Annotated in this window: 22 protein-coding genes; 17 read left to right on the top strand and 5 right to left on the bottom strand. The window is 69.1% G+C overall.

The window, feature by feature from the left end:
- Positions 1-60 precede the first annotated feature (60 nt).
- The 11 genes from dacB to FNM00_RS08840 all read left to right on the top strand — a co-directional run bounded on the left by dacB (position 61) and on the right by FNM00_RS08840 (position 10,039).
- A complete protein-coding gene (gene dacB, locus FNM00_RS08890; protein ID WP_143913076.1) occupies positions 61-1,434 on the top strand; it encodes a D-alanyl-D-alanine carboxypeptidase/D-alanyl-D-alanine endopeptidase in 1,374 nt (457 codons plus the stop codon).
- 359 nt (positions 1,435-1,793) lie between these two features.
- Complete coding sequence (locus FNM00_RS08885; RefSeq protein ID WP_143913075.1) at positions 1,794-2,831, top strand: zinc-dependent metalloprotease; 1,038 nt, start codon at positions 1,794-1,796, stop codon at positions 2,829-2,831.
- 5 nt (positions 2,832-2,836) lie between these two features.
- Positions 2,837-3,796, top strand: a complete 960-nt coding sequence (tilS, locus tag FNM00_RS08880; RefSeq protein WP_143913074.1) for a tRNA lysidine(34) synthetase TilS — start codon at positions 2,837-2,839, stop codon at positions 3,794-3,796.
- A gap of 4 nt (positions 3,797-3,800) precedes the next feature.
- Positions 3,801-4,355, top strand: a complete 555-nt coding sequence (gene hpt, locus FNM00_RS08875) for a hypoxanthine phosphoribosyltransferase (protein ID WP_087625197.1) — start codon at positions 3,801-3,803, stop codon at positions 4,353-4,355.
- A 23-nt stretch (positions 4,356-4,378) separates the two neighbouring features.
- The gene (gene ftsH, locus FNM00_RS08870; RefSeq protein ID WP_143913073.1) at positions 4,379-6,382 is read left to right on the top strand and encodes an ATP-dependent zinc metalloprotease FtsH; all 2,004 of its coding nucleotides are present in this window, start codon (positions 4,379-4,381) and stop codon (positions 6,380-6,382) included.
- 148 nt (positions 6,383-6,530) lie between these two features.
- On the top strand, positions 6,531-7,094 hold the full coding sequence (gene folE / locus FNM00_RS08865) for a GTP cyclohydrolase I FolE (RefSeq protein ID WP_143913072.1): 564 nt from the start codon (positions 6,531-6,533) through the stop codon (positions 7,092-7,094).
- Positions 7,095-7,152: 58 nt separating this feature from the next.
- Positions 7,153-7,959 carry a dihydropteroate synthase gene (gene folP, locus FNM00_RS08860; RefSeq protein ID WP_143913101.1) on the top strand — a complete coding sequence of 269 codons (807 nt, stop codon included), beginning with the start codon at positions 7,153-7,155 and terminating at the stop codon, positions 7,957-7,959.
- Entirely contained in the window at positions 7,956-8,393 is a 438-nt protein-coding gene (locus FNM00_RS08855; protein ID WP_143913071.1) for a nuclear transport factor 2 family protein, read from the top strand. Before folP ends, FNM00_RS08855 begins: the two co-directional genes overlap by 4 nt.
- Before the next feature lie 79 nt (positions 8,394-8,472).
- Entirely contained in the window at positions 8,473-8,883 is a 411-nt protein-coding gene (folB, locus tag FNM00_RS08850; protein WP_221933652.1) for a dihydroneopterin aldolase, read from the top strand.
- Between the two features lie 105 nt (positions 8,884-8,988).
- Positions 8,989-9,552, top strand: a complete 564-nt coding sequence (gene folK, locus FNM00_RS08845; RefSeq protein ID WP_143913070.1) for a 2-amino-4-hydroxy-6-hydroxymethyldihydropteridine diphosphokinase — start codon at positions 8,989-8,991, stop codon at positions 9,550-9,552.
- Between the two features lie 7 nt (positions 9,553-9,559).
- Positions 9,560-10,039: a DUF3180 family protein gene (locus FNM00_RS08840; protein ID WP_185973061.1), complete on the top strand. Its 480-nt coding sequence runs from the start codon at positions 9,560-9,562 to the stop codon at positions 10,037-10,039.
- 78 nt (positions 10,040-10,117) lie between these two features.
- On the opposite strand, the gene FNM00_RS08835 is transcribed toward FNM00_RS08840, so the two are convergent.
- Positions 10,118-11,758: a DUF885 domain-containing protein gene (locus FNM00_RS08835; protein WP_143913068.1), complete on the bottom strand. Its 1,641-nt coding sequence runs from the start codon at positions 11,756-11,758 to the stop codon at positions 10,118-10,120.
- 53 nt (positions 11,759-11,811) lie between these two features.
- On the opposite strand from FNM00_RS08835, the gene FNM00_RS08830 reads away from it, so the two are divergent.
- A complete protein-coding gene (locus FNM00_RS08830; RefSeq protein ID WP_185973060.1) occupies positions 11,812-12,159 on the top strand; it encodes a sterol carrier family protein in 348 nt (115 codons plus the stop codon).
- A 38-nt stretch (positions 12,160-12,197) separates the two neighbouring features.
- The gene (locus tag FNM00_RS08825) at positions 12,198-12,908 is read left to right on the top strand and encodes a lytic murein transglycosylase (RefSeq protein WP_143913067.1); all 711 of its coding nucleotides are present in this window, start codon (positions 12,198-12,200) and stop codon (positions 12,906-12,908) included.
- Between the two features lie 47 nt (positions 12,909-12,955).
- Here FNM00_RS08825 and FNM00_RS08820 read toward each other — a convergent pair whose 3' ends face one another.
- Entirely contained in the window at positions 12,956-13,411 is a 456-nt protein-coding gene (locus FNM00_RS08820; RefSeq protein WP_143913066.1) for an SRPBCC family protein, read from the bottom strand.
- A gap of 72 nt (positions 13,412-13,483) precedes the next feature.
- On the bottom strand, positions 13,484-15,052 hold the full coding sequence (locus tag FNM00_RS08815; RefSeq protein ID WP_143913065.1) for a long-chain-fatty-acid--CoA ligase: 1,569 nt from the start codon (positions 15,050-15,052) through the stop codon (positions 13,484-13,486).
- Between the two features lie 155 nt (positions 15,053-15,207).
- Between FNM00_RS08815 and purF the strand changes: the two genes are divergently transcribed.
- The 3 genes from purF to FNM00_RS08800 all read left to right on the top strand — a co-directional run bounded on the left by purF (position 15,208) and on the right by FNM00_RS08800 (position 18,121).
- Positions 15,208-16,698 (top strand): amidophosphoribosyltransferase, encoded by a 1,491-nt coding sequence (purF, locus tag FNM00_RS08810; RefSeq protein WP_143913064.1) that lies wholly within the window; start codon positions 15,208-15,210, stop codon positions 16,696-16,698.
- Positions 16,699-16,774: 76 nt separating this feature from the next.
- Positions 16,775-17,833 carry a phosphoribosylformylglycinamidine cyclo-ligase gene (purM, locus tag FNM00_RS08805; protein WP_143913063.1) on the top strand — a complete coding sequence of 353 codons (1,059 nt, stop codon included), beginning with the start codon at positions 16,775-16,777 and terminating at the stop codon, positions 17,831-17,833.
- Between the two features lie 111 nt (positions 17,834-17,944).
- Complete coding sequence (locus FNM00_RS08800; protein WP_143913062.1) at positions 17,945-18,121, top strand: DUF3073 domain-containing protein; 177 nt, start codon at positions 17,945-17,947, stop codon at positions 18,119-18,121.
- Positions 18,122-18,140: 19 nt separating this feature from the next.
- Here FNM00_RS08800 and FNM00_RS08795 read toward each other — a convergent pair whose 3' ends face one another.
- Positions 18,141-19,202, bottom strand: coding sequence for a Glu/Leu/Phe/Val family dehydrogenase (locus FNM00_RS08795; RefSeq protein WP_221933651.1), 1,062 nt, complete (start codon positions 19,200-19,202; stop codon positions 18,141-18,143).
- Between the two features lie 304 nt (positions 19,203-19,506).
- Positions 19,507-21,579, bottom strand: a complete 2,073-nt coding sequence (locus FNM00_RS08790; RefSeq protein WP_143913060.1) for an MMPL family transporter — start codon at positions 21,577-21,579, stop codon at positions 19,507-19,509.
- A 24-nt stretch (positions 21,580-21,603) separates the two neighbouring features.
- Between FNM00_RS08790 and FNM00_RS08785 the strand changes: the two genes are divergently transcribed.
- Positions 21,604-22,089, top strand: a complete 486-nt coding sequence (locus tag FNM00_RS08785; RefSeq protein WP_185973059.1) for a MarR family transcriptional regulator — start codon at positions 21,604-21,606, stop codon at positions 22,087-22,089.
- Positions 22,090-22,103: the final 14 nt, after the last annotated feature.

Below are 22,103 nucleotides of genomic sequence, written 5' to 3'. Positions count from 1 at the left end.
CGGAGACGAGATCGTCGCCTCGCGTGATCGGTCGAGTGCTGACTCTATATTCTCTCCCCTATGGCGGCAGGTGGCTGGGGCAGGGTGCTGAGCAGGTTCCTCGTGTTCGGGGTCCTGCTGGCCGTGCTCGCGGGCATCGGCGCCCTGTATCTGCGCGGCGACCTGAACCGCTTCATCTGCGACGGCGCCTGCCCGGCGCGCTATGCGACGGCCCCTGAGGGCGTGCAGACGCTGGCCGGCTCGCGAATCATGCCCGACGAGCCCACCGACGCGTCGATCGCCTCGAATGCCCTCAAACAGGCCGTCGCCGGTCCGCTGGCGGACGAGGCCCTCGGTCCGCATGTCGGCTTCGCGGCCGTCGACGCCCGTGACGGGACCCCGCTGGCCGGTGGCGATGAGACCGGATTCGTTCCCGCCTCCACCACCAAGGTGCTCACGGCCTACGGCGCGTTGAAGACCCTCGGCCCGGACGACCGCTTCGCCACCCGCGTGGTCCGCGACGACTCCACCCTCACCCTGGTCGGCGGAGGTGATCCGTATCTGACCCGGGACCGGCCCGCGGAGTCCGACCCGGTCCGGCCCGCGAGCCTGGAGACCCTCGCCGACCGAGTCGCACGCGAGGTCGGCGCCGGTGAGTTCGCCCTGCAGTACGACGCGTCGTTGTTCGGCGGTCCGGCGGTCAGCCCGGACTGGGAGGAGAGCTATGTGCCAGGGGTGGTCTCCCCGATCGTCTCCCTCTGGGCCGACCAGGGCCTGCGTGACGGCGTTCGTTCCCTGGATCCCGCCGTGGAGGCCGCGAACGACTTCGCGGCACTCCTCGGCGAACGCGGGGTGACGGTCTCGACCGTCGCGGCGGGGGAGGCGTCCGCCACTGCCTCGGACGTCGCCTTGGTGCGCAGCGCCCCGGTGGCCACGATCGCCGCGGAGCTCCTCGCGACGAGCGACAACGAGGCGAGCGAGGTCATGCTGCGCCACATCGCCGTGGGACGCGGCGAGGAGCCGAGCTTCGCCGGTGGTGTCAGCGCGCTGAGATCGGTGCTCGATGAGTCCGCGATATCGACGGGCGGGCTCGAGCTCTACGACGGAAGCGGCCTCTCCCGCGGCAACCGGATCAGCCCCACCACGCTGGTGCAGACCCTCGTCGCCGCCGGGCGGGACCGGGCCACCACGGCGACCCTGAGCGGTCTGCCGGTCGGGGGCTTCGACGGCACGGTCCGCAACCGATTCGGCCAGGCCGCCGACGCCCTGGGATGGGTCCGGGCCAAGACCGGCACCCTCACGGGCGTGCACAGCCTCGCCGGGATCGCGACGATCGACGGAGGCCGTCCGATCGCCTTCGCGGTCATGGCCGACGACACCGAGGCGCTGAATCCTCTGGAGACCCAGGCCGCGCTCGACGCCGTCGCCGGTGCCGTCGCCGGCTGCGCGTGCTGACCGACTCTCGTGGGCGCGGTCTGGTCGTTCACCCTCGGCTGACGCCGGTGAGTGGTCAACCACCGAGCCGGTGACGTGTGGTTGACGGACCACCGGAATGTGCCCGGGCTGACGCCGGTGAGTGATGTGCCACTGCGGCGTGGTGGTGGTTGGTGAGTCACCGTGATCGTGACGTGCGGGCGGGTGGTGCGCGGTCAACCAGGGCGCTGTGGCGCGGCGGTTGACTGCTCACCGCCCTCCGCTGGGCCCGGTGCCGGCGGTTCAGGGCTCATCGGGATGGTTGATGATTCACCGCCCTGGGGTCCCACTGCAGCTCCGTCTTCGCGATGTATCGGGCACGAGTCGATACGGTAGGCGCCATGATCGACTGGAAGCTCGCGCAGAGCACCGCGAACCGCTTCATCAAGCCCGGCCCTGAGCTGGATTCGGCCGAGGTCGCTGAGGTGGTCGATGAACTGCGGGCCGCGGCGCGACGCTCGGTCGCCCCCGTCGAGAGCTACACCGGCCTGGTGGCCGACGCCGCCTCGCCCGTACTCGTGGTCGACCGTCCGCGGTGGGTCGAGGCGAATCTCTCCACGTTCTCGCGGATCATGGAGCCGGTCGTCACCTCGCTCACCGCCGAACGTGAGCCGTCGCCGGCCGCTCGTGCCGTCAGCGCTAAGGCCTCGGGGGTCGAGCTCGGGGCGCTGATGGCCTTCCTGTCCGGCAAGGTGCTCGGACAGTTCGATCCCTTCCACGTCGACGGCGGTGTCGGCGGGCGGCTGCTGCTCGTGGCGCCCAATATCGTCCACGTCGAGCGGGAGCTCGGTGCCGATCCGAGCGACTTCCGTCAATGGGTGTGCCTGCACGAGGAGACCCACCGGGCCCAGTTCACCGGCGTGCCGTGGATGCGCGGACACCTGCAGGGGCTGCTTGACGAATTCGTCGACGCCACCGACACCTCCGAGGGCGCGGTGAGCGCGCTGGTGACCGAGGCGTTGCCCGAGCTCGTGCGGATCATCCGCGGCGAGTCCGACAAGTCGCTCTCCGACCTGTTCCAGAACGAACGGCAGAGCCGGATCGTCGACCAGATGACCGGCCTCATGTCCCTGCTGGAGGGGCACGCCGATGTGGTCATGGATGCCGCGGGGCCGGATCTGATCGCCTCGGTGGCCAGCATCCGTCGCAAGTTCGACAAGCGTCGCTCGCAGGGCACGGGTCTCGCCAAGATCCTGCGACGTCTGCTCGGACTGGAGGCGAAGATGCGGCAGTATCGTGACGGCGCGGTGTTCGTCCGTAAAGTCACCGATCGGGTCGGTGCGGACGGATTCGCGGCCGTTTGGTCCGAGCCCGCGCATCTGCCGACGAAGGCCGAGATCGACGACCCCGCGCGCTGGATCGCCCGCGTCCACGGCTGACGACCATGCCGGGACGTCTCGATCCGGTCGTCGCCCGGGCCCGCTCGCTCGTGCGCGCAGCCCTCGAGGACGACCCGCGCCCGGTCATCGTCGCCCTCTCCGGAGGTGCCGACTCGCTCGCGCTGACTGCGGCCACGGCCTTCGTCGCGGAGCGGATGGCGCGCCCGCTGCGGGCTGTGGTCATCGATCACGGACTGCAGGAGGCGTCGATCGAGGCCGCCCGTGTCGCGGCGAGTGCGGCGCATTCCCTGGGGGTGGCGGCCGAGGTGATCGAGGTCGAGGTCGCCCCGGCCGATCCGCGCGGCATGGAGGCGGCCGCGCGCGAGGCGCGGTACGCGGCCCTCGGGCGGGCCGCGGCCGACGATGACGCGCAGGTGCTGCTGGCCCACACGCTCGACGACCAGGCCGAGACGGTGCTGTTGGGGCTCGGTCGCGGATCGGGGGCGCGGTCGCTCGCCGGCATGTCCGGACGCCGGGGGCGGCTCGTGCGCCCCTTGCTCCCGCTGCGCCGGGCCGACACCGAACGGATCTGCCGGGCCCACGGCCTCGACTGGTGGAGCGACCCCCACAATGCCGATGCGCGGTTGCGACGAGCGCGTGTGCGCCACGAGCTGCTCCCGCTGATGGAGGAGATCCTCGGTGGGGGAGTCGCGCAGGCGCTCGCCCGCACCGCCGATCTGCTGCGCGCCGACGCCGACGCCCTCGATGCCGCCGCTGACGACGCGATGACCGATGGCATCGAGGCGCTCACCGTGCTCGCTCCAGCGGTCCGTTCGCGGGTTCTGCGACGTGCGGCCCTCGCCGCCGGGGCGCGACCGGGGGAGCTCACCGCCGCGCATGTCGGCGAGATCGACGCACTCGTCACGCGGTGGCACGGGCAGCGGCGGGTCGAGCTGCCGGGTGGTGTGAGCGCGGTGCGCGTAGGGAACCGGCTCCGATTCGTTCCCACGCCTGTGGCAGGCTGAGCCCGTGGACGTCGAACACGTAGAGAGTGACATCGACCGGACCAAGCCCCTCTACACCGAGGACGAGATCCAGGCACGCCTCGCCGAGATGGCGCGCCAGATCGAAGCCGACTACGAGGGTGAGGACCTGCTGCTCGTCGGCGTCCTCAAGGGTGCCGTCATGGTCATGGCCGACCTGTCGCGGGCGTTGAACCGGCACGTCGAGATCGACTGGATGGCGGTCTCCTCGTACGCCGGCACTCGTTCCTCGGGTGTGGTGCGCATCCTCAAGGACCTCGACACCTCCTTGGAAGGCCGTCACGTCCTGATCGTCGAGGACATCATCGACACCGGTCTGACACTCTCGTGGCTGGTCGCCAACCTGCGATCGCGCGGCCCGGCCTCGGTCGAGGTGGCCACGCTGTTGCGCAAGCCCGAGGCGCTGGAGATCCCCGTCGACGTCAAGTACGTCGGCTTCGACATCCCCAATGCCTTCGTCATCGGCTACGGACTTGACTTCAACGAGCAGTACCGGAACTTGCGCAGTATCGGCACACTGGCTGAGCACGTCTACTCCTGAGTGAACGGACACCCCCGCGCCACATGAACGTCAAACGTCTCTTCAAGGGCCCCTGGCTCTGGATCATCCTCATCACCGTCGTGGTGCTGGTGGTGATCAACTTCTCCTCGGGCGCGGACGGGTACAAAGAGGTCAAGACGGCCACCATGGTCAAGCACTTCGACGACCAGGACATCCACGACGTGACCTTCGTCGAGGGCGACCAGGAGATCCGCGCGACGCTCAAGGGCGACGACGAGGAGCAGATCAAGTCCACCTGGCTCGGCGACCAGCAGAGCAGCGATCTCGTGACGCTGGCTCAGCAGCAGGTCGACGACGGCGACATGGACTCCTACAACGTCGAGGTGCCGCGGAGCAATCCGCTGCTCTCGCTGCTCGGCACCATGCTGCCGCTGCTGCTGTTCCTGCTGCTCTTCTTCTGGATCATGATGTCGATGCAGGGCGGCGGCGGCCGGGTCATGCAGTTCGGCAAGTCCAAGGCGAAGGTCATGAGCAAGGACACGCCGAAGACCACGTTCTCGGACGTGGCGGGTGCCGACGAGGCGATCGAGGAGCTCGGCGAGATCAAGGAGTTCCTCGCCGAGCCCGCCAAGTTCCAGGCCGTGGGTGCCAAGATCCCCAAGGGCGTGCTGCTCTACGGTCCTCCGGGCACCGGCAAGACGCTGCTCGCCCGCGCTGTGGCCGGTGAGGCCGGTGTGCCGTTCTACTCGATCTCGGGCTCGGACTTCGTCGAGATGTTCGTCGGCGTGGGCGCCTCGCGCGTGCGCGACCTGTTCGAGCAGGCCAAGGAGAACGCGCCGGCGATCGTCTTCATCGACGAGATCGACGCCGTCGGACGCCATCGGGGCACCGGCATGGGCGGCGGCCACGACGAGCGGGAGCAGACGCTCAACCAGTTGCTGGTCGAGATGGACGGCTTCGATGTCCGCGGCGGGGTCATCCTCATCGCGGCCACCAACCGCCCCGACGTCCTGGACCCGGCGTTGCTGCGGCCAGGACGATTCGACCGGCAGATCGGCGTCGAGGCCCCCGACCTGGACGGTCGAACGCACATTCTGACGGTCCACTCGCGCGGCAAGCCGATGGGGCCGGATGTCGATCTCGCGGCGGTGGCCCGCCGTACCCCCGGATTCTCCGGTGCCGATCTGGCGAATGTCCTCAACGAGGCAGCGCTGCTGACAGCGCGCAACAACCAGAGCGTCATCGACAACGCCGCCCTCGACGAGGCCATCGACCGCGTCATCTCCGGTCCGCAGAAGCGCACGCGCCTCATGAACGAGCACGAACGCCTCGTCACCGCCTATCACGAGGGCGGACACGCGCTCGTGGCCGCGGCGCTGCCGCAGAGCGATCCGGTGCACAAGATCACGATCCTGCCGCGCGGCCGCGCCCTCGGCTACACGATGGTGCTGCCCGATGAGGACAAGTACTCCCAGACCCGCGCCGAGCTGCTCGACAAGCTCGCCTACATGCTCGGCGGCCGCGCCGCCGAGGAGCTGGTCTTCCACAATCCGACGACGGGTGCGGGCAACGACATCGAGAAGGCCACCGGTCTGGCTCGCGCGATGGTCACGCAGTACGGCATGAGCTCGCGCGTCGGCGCCATCAAGTACGGCGAGGACAACTCCCAGCCCTTCCTCGGCCGCGACCTCGGCAGCACCCGCAACTACTCCGAGCACATCGCCGCGACCATCGACGATGAGATCTCCGCGCTGATCGAGCGCGCGCATCAGGAGGCCTTCGACATCCTCGCGGAGAACCGCGACGTCCTCGACGCCCTCGTCGAGGAGCTGATGGAGAAGGAGACCCTCGACAAGGCGCAGGTCGCTCGGATCTTCGAGCCGCTGCGTCGCCGGGACATCCGGCCTGCGTGGACGGGCTCCGACAGCCGTGTGCCCGATCAGCGTCCGCCGGTCGTCATCCCGGCGAGTACCGGCGAGGAGCCCGCGCAGGAGCGCGACTCCGGACAGGTCATCGCCCCCGACTCCGGCCCCGACGCCCCCTCGCCCGAGGAGCCGGAGTCATGACCGAGCGCGAGTCCGCCGCCCCTGGTCTCGCTCCATCGCGGCGGTGCTACTCGCCCAGCGATCGCTCGGCTCGGTGGTCGAGCAGCGGAGGTCGCTCAGCGACCGACGCGTATCGAGACCACGTAGCCCCGCACGAGGCGGTACAGGCATGAGTGTCGATCTGCCCCGCGCCGAGGCCGCGGTCCGCGAGCTGCTGCTGGCGGTGGGGGAGGATCCCGACCGCGACGGTCTGCGTGACACGCCGGCGCGGGTCGCGCGGTCGTATGCCGAGCTGCTGAGCGGAATGGACCAGGACCCCACCGATGTCCTGACCGCCGTCTTCGAGGTCGGCCACGACGAGTTCGTCCTCGTCAAGGACATCGAGCTGTGGTCGATGTGCGAGCACCACCTGGTGCCGTTCTTCGGCGTGGCGCATGTCGGCTACATCCCCGGCGAGGGCGGCAACGTGACCGGTCTGTCCAAGCTCGCCCGTCTCGTCGACGTGTATGCCCGTCGTCCACAGGTGCAGGAGCGGCTCACCACGCAGATCGCCGATTCTCTCGTCGAGGTCCTCCATCCGGCCGGTGTCATCGTGGTCCTGGAGGCCGAGCACCTCTGCATGACCATGCGCGGGGTGCGCAAGGGCGGCGCGCGCACCGTCACCAGCGCGGTGCGCGGCCAGCTGCGCGACTCGGCCACCCGGGCCGAGGCCATGCAGCTCATCACCGCGTAATCTGACCGGCGTGACCCTCCGCCTGCCCGGTCTCCCTGCCTGGGACCGCTGCGCCGTCATGGGCGTCGTCAACGTGACCCCGGATTCCTTCTCCGACGGCGGACGATGGTTCGACACCGACACGGCGATCGCGCACGGACACGAGCTCATCGAGCAGGGCGCCGACATCGTGGACGTCGGGGGCGAGTCCACTCGCCCAGGGGCTGTGCGTGTCGATGCCGAGGAGGAGCAGCGGCGAGTGCTTCCGGTGATCCGTGCGCTGTCCGCTGCCGGCGCCGTCGTCTCGATCGACACGATGAATGCCGACACCGCGGAGCGGGCCCTGTCGGCGGGGGCGCGGATCGTCAACGATGTCTCCGGGGGGCGTGCCGACGCGCGGATGACCGCCGTCGCGGCGATGGCTCGTGTGCCCTTCGTCGTGATGCACTGGCGCGCGCATTCGGCGCAGATGCAGCAGCACACGCGCTACGAGGACGTGGTGGCCGATGTGACCGAAGAGCTGCTGCGGCAGCTGGACGATGCGGTGGCCGCGGGGATCGACCCCGCGAACATCATCGTCGATCCCGGTCTCGGCTTCTCCAAGACCGGTGACCAGAACTGGGAGCTCCTCGCACAGTTGGAGGCCTTCACCGCGCTAGGCCATCCGTTGCTGGTGGCCGCGAGCCGCAAGCGATTCCTGGGCGATGTGCTCGCCCGTGATGGCGTGCCACGGCCCACCGACGAGCGCGAGGACGCGACGGTGGCGCTCACGACCCTCGCCGCACTCGCCGATGCCTGGGCGGTGCGCGTGCACGCCCCCCGGCCGTCCGCCGATGCGGTGCGGGTCGTGCGACGGTTGCGCCAGGCTGAGAGGCTGGAGCAATGAGGAGCGTCGAGGAGCAGGTGGTCGCCGCGCATCGAGCGTTCTACGATGCGGTCGAGACTGCGGACTTCGATCTCATGAGCTCACTGTGGGCCGACGATCCCGGGGTGAGCTGCGTGCACCCGGCGGCGCACCCGCTCTACGGCACCGAGAAGGTGCTGCGTAGCTGGGCGGTATTGATGGCCCAGATCGACTACATCCAGTTCTTCCTCACCGATATCGAGGTGACGACCTTCCCCTCATCGGACGATCCCCAGACGGCCTTGGTGGTCTGCACCGAGAACATCCTGTCCGAGGGCGAGAGTATCGAGTCGTTCACCGGCGGATCGGCGGTCTGCTCCAGTGTCCTGGTGCGCGACGGTGGACAGTGGAGGTTCTGGTCGCGGCACGCGTCGCCGGTGGCGGTGGTGGAGCCGGGCGACGAGGCGGAGGCATGAGCGAGCGGAGCGAGCGATCAGTGGGGTTTTTCTCATGCCGCCGTCGGCTTAGTGTTCTTTCTTTGGGAGCGACGGAGGCATGAGCGAGCGGAGCGAGGCACTGGACCGCATCACTCTGACGGGTATCCGAGCGGTGGGTCATCACGGGGTCTTCGATCACGAGAGGCGCGAGGGACAGCCCTTCCTGGCCGATGTGGTCCTGTGGCTCGACCTCGCTCCGGCGGCCCGCACCGGCGATCTGGAGGCCACGGTCGACTACGGGACCCTGGGTCAGCAGGTGCACGATGTGCTCGCCGGCGAGCCGGTCGACCTGATCGAGACGGTCGCCGAGCGGATCGCCGACGTCGGCCTCGGACACGCGGGAGTGCATCGGGTCGAGGTGACCGTGCACAAACCGCAGGCGCCGATCCCGGTTCCGTTCGGCGACGTCGCGGTGACGGTCATCCGCTCCAGGACGCACCCGACACAAAGTGCATCGCCCTCCGTATAGTGAACATGAGTCCTGCGTTCTGCAGGCCCCGCCGGGGTCCTGCCCACGCGGGGCCGGCCCGCGGCGGTGCTCGCGCATCGTCGATACGACAGAGTGGAGTAGCTAGTGACCGAATCGCCCACGCCGTACGTTCTCGACGCGGACACGATGACCGGAGGCATGCGTCCCATCCGGCAGGCCGTCCTGGCGATCGGGTCGAACCTGGGTGATCGTGCCGGCCGCCTACAGGGCGCCGTCTCGGCACTCGAGGACACACCGGAGGTCACGGTCGTGGCGATCTCGTCCGTGTACGAGACCGAGCCGGTCGGGGCTCCGGAGGAGTCCGGCAAGTTCCTCAATGCCGTCGTGCTGATCGACACGACGCTCACCGTGCACACGCTCCTCGACCGTGCCCTCGCGATCGAGGACGCCTTCGGGCGCGAGCGCGGCGAGCCGGGAGCCCCCAGGACCCTCGACGTCGACATCATCGTCGTCGGTGACCGCATCGCCGATGACGATCAGCTGACATTGCCGCATCCTCGGGCACACGAGCGCGGATTCGTGCTGGTGCCCTGGCTCGAGGTCGACCCCGAGGGAGAGATCCCGGGGTACGGGTTCGTGGCCGATCTGATCGGCGATGTCGACACCTCGGGTGTGGCCAAGCGCGAGGACGTCGAGATCATCCTGTGACACCACGATGAGGCGTGCCCGTCGCAGTTCTGCGCTGTATGTCACGGTGCTCATCGCCGTGGGCGCGATCGTCGGCCGTCTCATCCCGCCCCTCGCGGTGCGTTTCGAGGGGCAGTCCCCTCGTCCGGGCTGGACGGCGGCCGTGCTGTTGGCGGCCGGTGCGGCAGTGGTGGGCGTGCTCGCCTGGTCGACCTGGCAGTCATTGCACAAGAAGAAGCTGCGGATCAACGCCGACAGGGCGATCCAGCTGCTCGCGGTGGCGAAGTCGTGTGTGCTCGTCGGCGGCGTGTTCAGCGGCGGTTACGCGGGCTTCGTCCTCGCCTACGTCGGGGTAAGCAGCGAACTCGCCCGGGAACGCCTGCTGCACGGTGGCGCCGCCGCTGTCGCGGCTCTCCTGCTGCTGGTGGCCGCCCTCCTCCTCGAACGTGCCTGCCAGCTGCCTGGCGACGATGACGAGTCCAAGGACACCGCCACCTCCCCAGCCTGACCCTCCGGGTCCGACTTTTGCCGGGTGGTGGCCCTCAAGACGCGCTCAAAAGGGCCACAACCCGGCAAAAGTCGCGCGTCAGCGGAGGAGGGCCGCTCGCAGGGTGCTGAAGCCGACGCTGCCGAGGGCGAGCGCGTCGGCGTGGAAGCGCTTGAGATCGGTTCCGTGGCGGCTCGTCCAGTCCGACCGCAGCCTCTCCCACTCGCGCTGCCCGACCTTGTAGGACGGTGCCTGTCCGGGCCAGCCGAGGTACCGATTGGCCTCGAAACGCACGAAGCCGTCGTTCATGTTCACGTGCCGGGCGAGGAACGGGTAGGCGTCGTCACCGGTCCAGGTGCCGCTCCCATCCGGCTTGGGGAGCTCGAGGTGAACACCGATGTCCAGGACCACGCGGGCGGCGCGCATGCGCTGTCCGTCCAGCATGCCGAGTCGGTCGGCCGGCGTGGCGAGATAGCCCAGCTCGTCCATCAGTCGCTCGGCGTAGAGCGCCCAGCCTTCGCCATGGCCGGAGTTCCAGTTGAAACGACGCCACGAGTTGAGCCGGTCGCGGTGCATCGCGGCCGTGCCGAGCTGCAGGTGATGGCCGGGCACGCCCTCGTGGTAGACGGTCGTGAGCTCGCGCCAGGTGTCGAAGCGGGTGACACCCTCCGGGACGCTCCACCACATCCGGCCGGGCCGCGAGAAGTCCTCGCTCGGCGGCGTGTAGTAGATCCCACCTTCGTCGGTCGGGGCGATCAGACATTCCAGGCGGCGCAGCGGGGCCGCGATGTCGAACTGGGTGGCCCCCAGCTCCTCGACGGCCTCGTCGCTCACCCGCTGCATCCACGCCTGGAGGGCATCGGTGCCGTCGAGGCACATCGCCGGGTCGCTCTCCAGGTGGGCCATCGCCTGCTCCACGGTGGCGTCTGGAAGGATCTGCTCGGCGATCGCCTCCTGCTCGGCGACCATTCTGTTCAGCTCCTCCACACCCCAGGCGTAGGTCTCCTCGAGGTCGATCTCGATCCCGACGAACTCGCGAGAGGCGAGGGCGTACGCATCGCGGCCCACGGCATCGCGCGGTGTCGCGTGGGGAGCCAGCTCGTGTTCGAGGAAGCCGGCCAGTCGCTCGTAGGCGTCCATGGCCTCGCGTGCCGCATCGTCCAGCTCGTTCCTGAGACCCTCTGGTCCGCGTGCGGCGAGTGCCGCGAAGAAGCCCTCCGGGGAGGTGAGCTTACGGGTCTGCGCGAGGACGGCGGTGACCTGCCGGATCGCCGGCGTGGTGCCGGCCGCGATGCCCGTCTCGAGGGAAGCGAGGTAGCCGTCCATCGCCGCGGGCAGGTGGCGCAGCCGGGCGGCGACGTGCTCCCAGTCCTCGGTCGTCTCGGTGGGCATGAGGTCGAATACCTCGCGCAGCGACTGCGCCGGGGAGGCGATGACGTTCAGGTCGCGCTGCCACAGGCCCGCGTCGTGCGCCTCGACGGCGAGCTCCGCGGTACGGACGAGTTCGGCGTGGGTGACTTCGTCGACCTCGTCGGTGATCTCGGTGGCAGCGGCGGCAGCGAGCACCGAGCTCGCGGCATCGGCACGTGCGGTGTGCCCGTCGGGGGACAGGTCACTGTACTGGCTCTCCCGTCCGGGACGTCCCAACTCCACGTGGAGCTCCGGCGAGAGCTCCAGCAACGTGTCCATCCAGGTTTCGGCTACCCGGTCCATCGGCGTCGGGGTGCGTCCGTCGTCCATCCCCCGAGCCTAGAGCGCTCCCCAACTCGTTGAGTGGTGGCTAGGGTGGTGGGGTGGCCCGCCAACTCACTCCGCTTCCCGCCGCGGAGTTCCGGTCGATCTGCGCGCGCATCGATGAGGGCGCGGCCGACCGCTCGGATCTGAAGGCGGCGACCAAGCACCTGCTCGCCCTCCTGGTGCAGCGCGCGCCCGGCACGAGCGTGGAGGTGCGGGTGCCGCCCTTCGCCGCGGTTCAGTGCATCCCCGGTGCGCGGCACACGCGCGGCACGCCCCCGGCGGTCGTGGAGATGACTGCCGAGACCTGGATCGCGCTCGCCCGCGGTTCTCTCGAATGGGTCGATGCTCCGGTTCGTGCCAGCGGAGAGCGCTCGGACATCAGCGGTTATCTGCCGTTGATCTGAGGATCTCACCGGTTGCCGAGACTCGTTATTTTCGAGGCATGTCCTTCCCCTCGCGCGCGGCCTTCGCCGCTGCCGTCGCAGCGCTGACACTCGCTGCCTGCGGTCCCGACCGTCCCGAGTTCACCGGGCCCGCGGGCACGCCGCAGCAGGCGCCCCCGGCCGAGGCTCCCGCGACGGACGCGCTGAGCGCTCAGGCCGATCCCGCATGGGTCGAGCAGGTCGCCGCCGACACGGAGATCCCCTCGCGCGTGGTGGCCGCCTACGCGGGGGCGGATCTGCGAGTGCGGGCCGAGGGAGGCTGCTCGGTCGGGTGGAACACGCTCGCCGGTATCGGCCGGATAGAGAGCCGTCACGGTACGATCTTCGGCGGTCGCATCGGCGATGACGGGCGGGCGACGAGCGACATCATCGGCATCCCGCTCGACGGGACCAATGAGACGTTGGCGATCGAGGACACCGACGGCGGAGTCCTCGACGGGGACACCGAGTGGGACCGTGCCGTCGGGCCGATGCAGTTCATCCCCGAGACCTGGGAGCGTTGGGGCGCCGCTGCCGACGGTGACGGGCCGGGCGATCCGCAGAACATCGACGATGCCGCCCTTGCCGCGGCCCGCTACCTGTGCAGCGTGGGCGAGTCGGGCCTGGACGCCGAGCAGGACTGGATCGCGGCGGTGCGGACCTATAACAACTCGCGCGACTACCAGTTCGATGTCGCGGCGGCTTCGCAGGAGTACAGCCACCACGGTTGAGACCGGAAGGCACTCGCGGGATCGGTGTCGGGAACCCGGGCCTGGGGTCAGGCCGGGGACTCGACGAGGGCCGCGATCCGGTCGAGGGTCGCCTGCATCGCCTTCCGCGTCGACCGGGGCATCTGGCCGCGACGCAGGAAGACGCGCTGCTTGTCCTGGCCGATATCCCACGTCTCGCGGACATGCGTGCCGCCCTCGACGGGCACCAGCTCGTACTTCCAGATCCGTCCGCCGATGAGTCCGCCGAGGCCCGTGGTCTGCCAGGCGATCACCTCGTCGGGCTCGAACATCACGACGGTGTTGACCGTCGTATAGGGCAGACCCCGCTTCATCGACATGCCGAATCGTGACCCGAGGCGCAGCGGCTCGGACGTGCCGCGGACGGCTCGAACGGTTCCAGAGCCGTCGAAGAAAGGATGCGCGGCGGCATCGGAGAGCAGGGCGAAGATGCGCGGTGCGGGCGCCGCGATGACCCGTTCGGCGCTCACAGTGTTGCCGTCCATGGTTCATCTGACCACGAGCTCGCCCGCCGCGCAGGATGACGCGGCGGGCGGGCTCCCGGACGGGTGCGAGGGTCAGATCTGGCGGTCCCGATCGGCCCAGAAAGGCTTGCGCAGGTCGCGCTTGAGGATCTTGCCGGACGGATTGCGCGGCAGCACGTCCACGATGTCGATGCTCTTGGGCGTCTTGTAGCCGGCGAGCCGATCACGGGTGAAGGCGATCAGCTCCTCGCCGGTGGCCTGCTGATCGGGGAGCAGCGCCACGACGGCCTTGACGGACTCGCCCCAGGTGTCATCGGGTACGCCGATGACGGCGGCCTCCGCGACGGCCGGATGCTCGGCGAGCACGCGCTCGACCTCCGGCGAGTAGACGTTCTCGCCGCCCGTGATGATCATGTCCTTGGCGCGATCGTCGACGAAGACGAAACCGTGCTCGTCGACACGACCGACATCGCCGGTGCGCAGCCAACCGTCCTCGGTGAGCAGCGCGGCGGTCGCCTCGGGCTTGCCGAGGTAGCCGGTCGTCGCCTGCGCGCTACGGAACCAGAGTTCGCCGGGCTCGCCGACGGGGACATCGGCGCCGCTCGCCGGATCGACGACGCGCACCTCGGCGTTGGCGACCGGCTTCCCGGCCGACAGCAGCCGCTCGGGATGATCGGGGTCGCGGTGATCCTGGTCGTCGAGGATCGTGATGACGCCCGCGAGCTCGGTGAGTCCGTAGACCTGGTGGAACTGCGTCGACGGCCAGTGTTCGATCGCCCCGCGGAGGATCGGCAAGGGCATCGGCGCCGCGCCGTACACGAAGTGCTTGAGACCGCGAAAGATCTTCATCGCCTCCGGTCCGGCGTTGAGGAGCCCGGCCACGACGGCGGGCACCAGGAACACATGTGTCACACCCGCCTGCGCGGCGGCGAGCAGCGCCCCGGGCTCGACCTCGCGGATGATGTACCCCGGAGTGCCGGTGGCCACGCCGAACAGCGCATACGAGGTGCCTCCCACATGGAACATCGGCATCGCGATGAGCATCATGTCGGCATCGGGGTCGTAGGCGATGTCGCCCATCGCATTGCGGGTGTGCTCGATGAGATTGCGATGGCTGAGCTGAACGCCCTTGGGGCGGCCGGTGGTGCCGGAGCTGTACATGACGACCGCGGTGTCGTCCGCCGAGACTCCCGGCTGCGCGTCCACCGGCTCGGCCCCGGCGACCCACTCCTCGAACTCGTCGCCCTCGCCGCCGACGACGATGATGCGCTCCACCGTCGTCAGGCGATCGCGCATCGCGAGGACCTGGTCGGCCAACTCATGACCGACGAACAGCACGCGGGCACCGGAGTCGTTGACGGTGTAGTCGATCTCATCGGGGGCGAGACGCCAGTTGACGATCGCGACCGCGGAGCCGAGGAGCGCCCCGCCGAGCAGGACCTCGAGGATCGCCGGATTGTTCTTGTCGACGAAGGCCACTCGGTCGCCATGTCCGATACCGGACGCGCGCAAGGCGCCGGCGATGCGGCGGACCTCCTGCCACGCCTCGGCCCAGGTCCACGTGCGGTCGCCGTAGATCCAGCAGGTCGCATCCGGCCGGGTCTCGGCCTGAGCGGCGAGGAACTCCGGCAGCAGAGTGGCATCGGACAGGGTCGTGGGCATGGCGCGCTCCCGTCGCTTGGTGATGTGGATCACAACACTAACCCGTGGGGGTGACGCCGTCCGGATGTCGAGAAGGCGTTCCAGTTGCCGGGCGAGGGGCCGGGCACGGGGCCGGAGTTCGCTTCCGAGCCGGGTGGGCCCGTAGACTGGTTCTCGTGCCTCGTGGAGACGGTCGCCTCACTCACGACATCGACCCTCAGGACGTCGGACCCCAAGATGCCTGTGGCGTCTTCGGTGTCTGGGCGCCGGGTGAAGAAGTCGCCAAGCTCACCTATTTCGGTCTGTATGCGTTGCAGCACCGAGGCCAGGAGTCCGCGGGCATCGCGGTGAGCAACGGCCGGCAGATCCTCGTCTACAAGGACATGGGCCTCGTCTCGCAGGTCTTCGACGAGGCCACCTTGGAGTCGCTGGTGGGCGAGGTCGCGATCGGACACGCGCGCTACTCGACCACCGGGGCGAGCGTGTGGCACAACGCGCAGCCCACCTTCCGTCCCACGGCTACCGGCTCGGTCGCACTCGGTCACAACGGCAACCTGACCAACACCCACGAACTAGCCGAGTTCCTCACGGAGCGGCTCGAGGCTGAGGGGCAGAAGTCCAAGGAGGCCGCGACGAGTGACACCTCGGTGATGGCCAGCCTCCTCGCCTCCTACCCCGACCGGTCGGTCGAGGACGCCGCGTTGGAGATCCTGCCGCGCCTGCGGGGTGCCTTCTCGCTGGTCTTCATGGACGAGCGCACGCTCTACGCGGCACGTGACCCGCAGGGCATCCGTCCCCTCGTCCTTGGGCGTCTGGACAGCGGCTGGGTCGTGGCCAGCGAGACGGCGGCACTGGACATCGTCGGCGCGTCCTATATCCGCGAGATCGAGCCCGGCGAGTTCGTGGCGATCGACGGCGACGGTGTGCGCAGCGAACGATTCGCCGCCGCCGAGCCGAAGGGCTGCATCTTCGAGTACGTCTACCTCGCGCGTCCCGACACCACGATCGCGGATCGCCGGGTGTTCACCGTGCGCTCGGGTATCGGCCGCAAGCTCGCGCAGACAGCCCCGGTCGAGGCCGACCTGGTCATTCCGGTTCCCGAGTCGGGCACGCCAGCGGCGATCGGCTACGCCGAGGAGTCCGGCATCCCCTTCGGCCACGGGCTCGTCAAGAACTCCTATGTGGGCCGCACGTTCATCCAGCCCTCGCAGACCATTCGACAGCTCGGCATCCGGCTCAAGCTCAACCCGTTGCGCGATGTCATCGCCGGCAAGCGGCTCGTCGTGGTCGACGACTCGATCGTGCGCGGCAACACGCAGCGCGCCCTGGTACGGATGCTGCGCGAGTTCGGTGCGGCCGAGGTGCACGTCCGCATCTCCAGCCCGCCGGTCAAGTGGCCGTGCTTCTACGGCATCGACTTCGCCTCGCGGGCCGAGCTCATCGCCAATGGCGCCTCGGTCGACGAGATCCGTCGCTCCATCGGCGCGGACTCGCTCGCCTACGTCGAGCTCGACGATCTCGTCGCCGCCACCGACGTGCCGAAGGATAATCTCTGCCGTGCCTGCTTCGACGGCATCTACCCGGTGCCGCTGCCCGAGGACGATCTCATCGGCAAGCACCTGCTCGAGAACCCTGACGCGACTCAGCTGAAGGTGCTGCCCTCATGACCGAGCGAAGCGAGGGAACAATGAACATCTCATGCCGGCGCCTGCGTATCGTGGGCTTCTTCTGGCAGGTGGCGGCATGACGACTGGACGTTCCACCTCCTACGCGGACGCCGGGGTATCGGTCGCCGAGGGCGATCGCGCCGTCGAGCTGATGAAGCAGTGGGTCGCCAAAGCCACCCGACCTGAAGTGGTCGGCGGCATCGGCGGCTTCGCCGGGCTCTTCGACGCCTCGGCGCTGAAGGACTACGACCGACCGCTGCTGGCGTCCTCGGCCGATGGCGTCGGCACCAAGGTCGCTATCGCGCAGCGCATGGACCGCCACGACACGATCGGCTTCGATCTCGTCGGCATGCTGGTCGACGACCTCGTGGTGTGCGGCGCCGAGCCGCTGTTCCTGACGGACTACATCGCCTGCGGCAAGGTCGTCCCCGAGCGCATCGCCGATATCGTCAAGGGCATCGCGATGGCTTGCGCGGAGACTGGCACCGCGCTGGTGGGCGGCGAGACCGCTGAGCATCCCGGTCTGCTCGGGCCCGACGAGTACGATGTGGCGGGCTCGACCACGGGCGTCGTCGAGGCCGATCGGCTGCTGGGCGCCGACCGGGTCCGCGACGGCGATGTCGTCATCGCGATGGCCTCCTCGGGCCTGCACTCGAACGGCTACTCGCTCGTGCGCCGGGTCTTCTTCGACATCGCCGGGTGGGAGCTGGACCGCGAGGTCCCCGAGTTCGGGCAGACCCTCGGCGAGGAGCTGCTCACCCCGACGCGCCTCTACACCAAGCCCTGTCTCGCCCTCGCCGACGCGGTCGAGGTGCACGCGATGAGTCACATCACCGGCGGCGGCCTCGCGGCGAACCTGGCTCGTGTCGTGCCCGCCTCGGTGTCGGTGCGATTGGATCGTTCGTCGTGGACTCCGCCCGCGGTGTTCTCCGTGGTCGGAGAGCTCGGAGGCATCGCGACCGAGCATCTCGATGAGGCGCTGAATATGGGTGTGGGCATGGTGGCCGTGCTGCCCGCGGAGGTCTCCGATGAGGCGATCTCGTTGCTCGCGCGGCACGGGGTCGACGCCTGGCAGTTGGGCGAGGTGGGGGCCGCTGGAGCCTTCGGAGCCGGCGGCGAGGTCGTCTTCGCCTGAGATTCCGGTCGTACACGCGCCGATAGCGACCCGGTGCGACATTTCTTGTCGACATTGGCTAGGGTGGAGTCACGATTTATTGACTATTCCTGTGCGAGGGGGTCGAGCCTTATGGGCCGCGGCCGTGCAAAAGCCAAGCAGACAAAGGTTGCACGCGATCTCAAGTACCGTACCTTCGAGCCGGACTTGGAGGATCTGCAGCGCGAACTCCACGGCGAGTCGGGCGATCCGATTCCCGACCAGTACGCGGACTTAGCCGACAAGTTCGAGGGTCCCGCGGCGTCGTGACGCCGCGGCCTCGTCGTCCTCACACTCTGATCTGAGCCAGCCGGCCGATCTGCGCCATGCGTTCCTCGGCCAGCCGGTCGGCGGCGATCGAGGGCGCGATGTTCTCCCGGGCGGCTTGATCGAGTACCGCCATCGTGGTGTCGAAGATCCTGCTCGCGCGGGACTTCGCCCGGTCGAAGTCGAATCCCTCGAGTTCGTCGGCGACCTGGATCACTCCGCCGGCGTTGACGCAGTAGTCGGGCGCGTAGGTGATGTCGCGGTCCGCGAGCAGCTTCTCGACCCCTTCGTGGGCGAGCTGATTGTTGGCGGCGCCGCAGACGATCGAGGCGGAGAGTTCGGCGACGGTGTCGTCGTCCAGCGCGCCGCCGAGTGCGCACGGCGCGTAGATGTCGAGATCGCCGGCGATGAGGGCCGCGTCGGACTCGGCGACCTCGATCGGGTAGTCGGCACGCAGCGCTTCGATGGCGGCGGTGTCGAGATCGGTCACGATGACGTGCGCGTCCTCTTCGATCAGATGGCGGACGAGGTGACGTCCGACCTTGCCGACCCCCGTGACGCCGATCGTGCGGCCGGCCAGGCGGGTGTCTCCCCAGACGTGCTGCGCACTGGCGCGCATGCCCTGGTACACGCCGTAGGCGGTGAGTACCGAGGAGTCTCCCGCACCGCCGTGCTCGACGGTACGGCCGGTGACGTAGTGGCATTCGCGGGCGATGACGTCCATGTCGGCGCTGAAGGTGCCGACATCGCACGCGGTGTAATAGCGGCCGTGCAGGGTCTCGACGAACCGTCCGTACGCGCGCAGCAGCGTCTCGGTCTTGACCTGATGGGGATCGCCGATGATGACCGCCTTGCCACCACCGAGGTCGAGTCCGGCGAGAGCGTTCTTGTACGCCATGCCCTGACTGAGGTTCAGGACATCGGCGATCGCCTCCTGCTCGGAGGCATAGGGGTAGAAGCGGGTCCCACCCAATGCGGGACCGAGGGCGGTCGAGTAGATGGCGATGATCGCCTTGAGCCCGCTGGGCTCGTCCTGGCAGAAGACGACCTGCTCGTGGCGGTGGCCGAAGGCTGACACGGTCATGGGGCTCTCCATTCGTCCGTTCCGGTGCGATACCGCGGGGGTGGTGCGATGTCGCCGTGACCCGCCTGGTGGTGCGGGCCTCCCTGTGATCGTAGTCACCTGTGCAGCCAGGCGACAGCGGACCCGCTGACAGGCGGCCCACCCCACCGGCGCGCGAGCGGTGACCTACGCACGTCTCGACTACGGGGGCGGTGGGGTACGCACGTCTCGAGCGTGGCGAGGGGTGTCTATCTCACCGCCCACCGGGTCGTGAGGTGCGTAGGTCACCGCCCGGCGACGTGGCGAAAGATCGGTGCCGCCCGGTTCAGCGCGCGTGCCGCGGTCGCGAGAGGGCGCTCGGCCACCAGAAGCGGCGACCGCACAGCCGCACGAGCGCCGGGGTAACGATGCTGCGGACGACGACGGTGTCCAGCAGCACGCCGAAACCGACGATCACACCGAGCTGGGCCAGCAGCACGAGCGGAAGCACCCCCAGCACGGTGAACACGGCGGCCAGCAGGATCCCGGCGCTCGTGATGACGCCGCCGGTAACGGCCAGGGCGGTGACGATCGACCCGGTGGAGTCGCCCGTCGCGCGCATCTCTTCTCGGGCTCGCACCGTCAGGAAGATGTTGTAGTCCACGCCGAGGGCGACGAGGAAGATGAAGGCCAGCAGCGGTGTCGAGACATCCGTGGCCGACCATCCGAAGACCCCGTCGAAGAGCCACCACCCGACGCCGAGGGCGGAAAGATAGGACAGGACGGTCGAGGTGCTGAGGAGCAGCGCGGCCACGATAGAGCGCAGCACGATGAGCAGCATCGCCAGCACGATGACGAGCACGATGGGGATGATGAGGGCGCGGTCGTGGCTGGCGGCGGTGCGCTCGTCGAGCGCTTGGGCGTCCGGACCGCCGACGAGCGCGTCGGGGTCGACATCGTGAACGGCGCTGCGGAGGGCGCGGATCTCGTCGATCGCGTCGTCCGACTCCGGTTCGGCCTCGATGATGACGGTCACCTCGGCGACATCGCTCGTGCTCTGACCGGGCGTGGCGCTCTCGACGCCTGCGGTCTGTTGCGCGGCGGCCACGACGGCTTCGATCTTGTCCTCGCTGGTGGCGATACGGGTGGGCGAGGACGTGCCGGCGGGGAAGGCTGCGCTGAGGGTCTTCTGCGCCGTGATGGACTCGGGGGTGTCGAGGAACTGCTCGTCCTGGCCGAGCCCGGTACGCAGCGACAGCACGCCCGAGGCCATGGCGATGAGGAGGGTCAGGGAGACCACGAGCACCGGCCAGGGCCTGGCCGTCACGAACCGTCCCACGCGGAACCACCAGCCACGATGGCTCGGGTCCTCGTCGCCGTGGCGGGGCACGAAGGGCCAGAACAGCCAGCGGCCGGGGATCGTCATCGCGGCGGGTAGAACCACGAGGGCGAAGGCGACCGCGACCGCGATGCCGATGGCGCCGGACATGCCGATACGGCTCACGAAGGGCGAATCGGCGACCAGCAGCGCCAGGAGCCCGAGGATGACGGTGCCCGAGCTCGACAGGATGGCGGGCGACGCCGCGCTGACGGCATCGCGCATCGCCTCGTGGCGAGACTCGTGGCGTCTGAGCTCCTCGCGATAGCGGGCGATCAGCAAGAGCGCGTAGTTGGTGCCGGCGCCGAAGACGAGGACCGAGGTGATGCCGGTGGTCGATCCGTCGACGGGGAAGTCGAACCAGGCGGAGAAGGTGTCGACGACCTTCGCTGCCACGCGGTCGCCGATGCCGATGACGGCGAGGGGCACGATCCAGAGCCAGGGACTGCGGTAGGTCACGATCAACAGCACGGCGACCACCGAGGCGGTGGCGATGAGCAGGCGGGCGTCGGCGCCGTCGAAGACCGCGCCGAGGTCGGCGAAGACCGCGGGCGCTCCCGTGACCTGTGCCGAGACGCCCTCGGGGAGATCGGCCGAGGCCGTGTCACGGATGGTGCTGACGATGGCGTCGTTGTCGGTCGAGGACAGTCCGGTGGGGACGGGAACGGCTTGCAGGGCGACGGTGCCGTCGGAGGAGGGGATCGGTGGGCTGACCTCGACGTCCAGTTCCCGCGCGAGATCGCTGCCGCGCTCGGCGATGGCGGCCAGGTCCTGTTCGGTCAGCGGGTCCTCGCTGGCGTAGACCACGAAGGCGGGGGCGTCTCCGGATTCGGGGAGCTGCGCGAGAGCCTCCTCGGCCAGGGCCGACTCGGCGTCGTCGGGAAGATTCGATCCCGCCTCTGAGCCGGTGGTGGGATCCGGTGCGAATGCCATGATGGCACCGGCGACGACCAGCCCGATGAGGAGCACCGCGACGGAGCGGCCTCGGCCCACCATGTGAGCGAGCGGGAAGGATTTATTTCGCTGATCGAAATGTTCCACGATGGAAAGAGTAGACTGCTGAACGTGAATCCGCACAGTGACCCGTCCGTCCAGGCGCGATACGAGGTGGTGCGAGGCGTGCAAGGCCTGTCGGCCGCGGCGCTGCGATTCATCGATCGCGAGGGATCGTCCCGGGGTCTGCACCGCTCCGACCTACAGGCGCTGCACGCACTCGATGAAGCGGGCGGAGCTGCCATGAGCCCCTCGGAGATCGCGCGGGCGTTGTCACTCAGTCCCTCCGCGACGACCACCCTCCTCGACCGTCTCGAGCGAGCGGGGCATGTGGATCGGACGCACGCCGTCGACGACCGCCGCCGGGTCAACGTGACCATGACGGCCTCCGCCGGAGCCGAGGCGCGCTCCATGTTCCTTCCGCTCGCGGAGGCGATGATGGCGATGATGGACGATTTCGAGGACGCGGAGATCGCCGTGGTCGGCCGTTTTCTGGCGGCAGCCCGGCAGACGATCGACGACATGGGTATGGGCTCGGGGTCCGCTGGCTCCGAGTGATCTGCGGCACGCGC

This window comes from Aeromicrobium piscarium (assembly GCF_007421815.1).
Taxonomy (GTDB): domain Bacteria; phylum Actinomycetota; class Actinomycetes; order Propionibacteriales; family Nocardioidaceae; genus Aeromicrobium; species Aeromicrobium piscarium.
This window is presented reverse-complemented; position numbering and strand designations above follow the sequence as displayed.

What these genes read in the sequence shown, in the direction of transcription:
- dacB (WP_143913076.1), top strand. Translation starts at nt 61, where the DNA reads ATGGCGGCAGGTGGCTGGGGCAGGGTGCTGAGCAGGTTCCTCGTGTTC.
- FNM00_RS08885 (WP_143913075.1), top strand. Translation starts at nt 1,794, where the DNA reads ATGATCGACTGGAAGCTCGCGCAGAGCACCGCGAACCGCTTCATCAAG.
- tilS (WP_143913074.1), top strand. Translation starts at nt 2,837, where the DNA reads ATGCCGGGACGTCTCGATCCGGTCGTCGCCCGGGCCCGCTCGCTCGTG.
- ftsH (WP_143913073.1), top strand. Translation starts at nt 4,379, where the DNA reads ATGAACGTCAAACGTCTCTTCAAGGGCCCCTGGCTCTGGATCATCCTC.
- folE (WP_143913072.1), top strand. Translation starts at nt 6,531, where the DNA reads ATGAGTGTCGATCTGCCCCGCGCCGAGGCCGCGGTCCGCGAGCTGCTG.
- folP (WP_143913101.1), top strand. Translation starts at nt 7,153, where the DNA reads ATGGGCGTCGTCAACGTGACCCCGGATTCCTTCTCCGACGGCGGACGA.
- FNM00_RS08855 (WP_143913071.1), top strand. Translation starts at nt 7,956, where the DNA reads ATGAGGAGCGTCGAGGAGCAGGTGGTCGCCGCGCATCGAGCGTTCTAC.
- folB (WP_221933652.1), top strand. Translation starts at nt 8,473, where the DNA reads ATGAGCGAGCGGAGCGAGGCACTGGACCGCATCACTCTGACGGGTATC.
- FNM00_RS08840 (WP_185973061.1), top strand. Translation starts at nt 9,560, where the DNA reads ATGAGGCGTGCCCGTCGCAGTTCTGCGCTGTATGTCACGGTGCTCATC.
- FNM00_RS08835 (WP_143913068.1), bottom strand. Translation starts at nt 11,758, where the DNA reads ATGGACGACGGACGCACCCCGACGCCGATGGACCGGGTAGCCGAAACC.
- FNM00_RS08825 (WP_143913067.1), top strand. Translation starts at nt 12,198, where the DNA reads ATGTCCTTCCCCTCGCGCGCGGCCTTCGCCGCTGCCGTCGCAGCGCTG.
- FNM00_RS08820 (WP_143913066.1), bottom strand. Translation starts at nt 13,411, where the DNA reads ATGGACGGCAACACTGTGAGCGCCGAACGGGTCATCGCGGCGCCCGCA.
- FNM00_RS08815 (WP_143913065.1), bottom strand. Translation starts at nt 15,052, where the DNA reads ATGCCCACGACCCTGTCCGATGCCACTCTGCTGCCGGAGTTCCTCGCC.
- purM (WP_143913063.1), top strand. Translation starts at nt 16,775, where the DNA reads ATGACGACTGGACGTTCCACCTCCTACGCGGACGCCGGGGTATCGGTC.
- FNM00_RS08800 (WP_143913062.1), top strand. Translation starts at nt 17,945, where the DNA reads ATGGGCCGCGGCCGTGCAAAAGCCAAGCAGACAAAGGTTGCACGCGAT.
- FNM00_RS08795 (WP_221933651.1), bottom strand. Translation starts at nt 19,202, where the DNA reads ATGACCGTGTCAGCCTTCGGCCACCGCCACGAGCAGGTCGTCTTCTGC.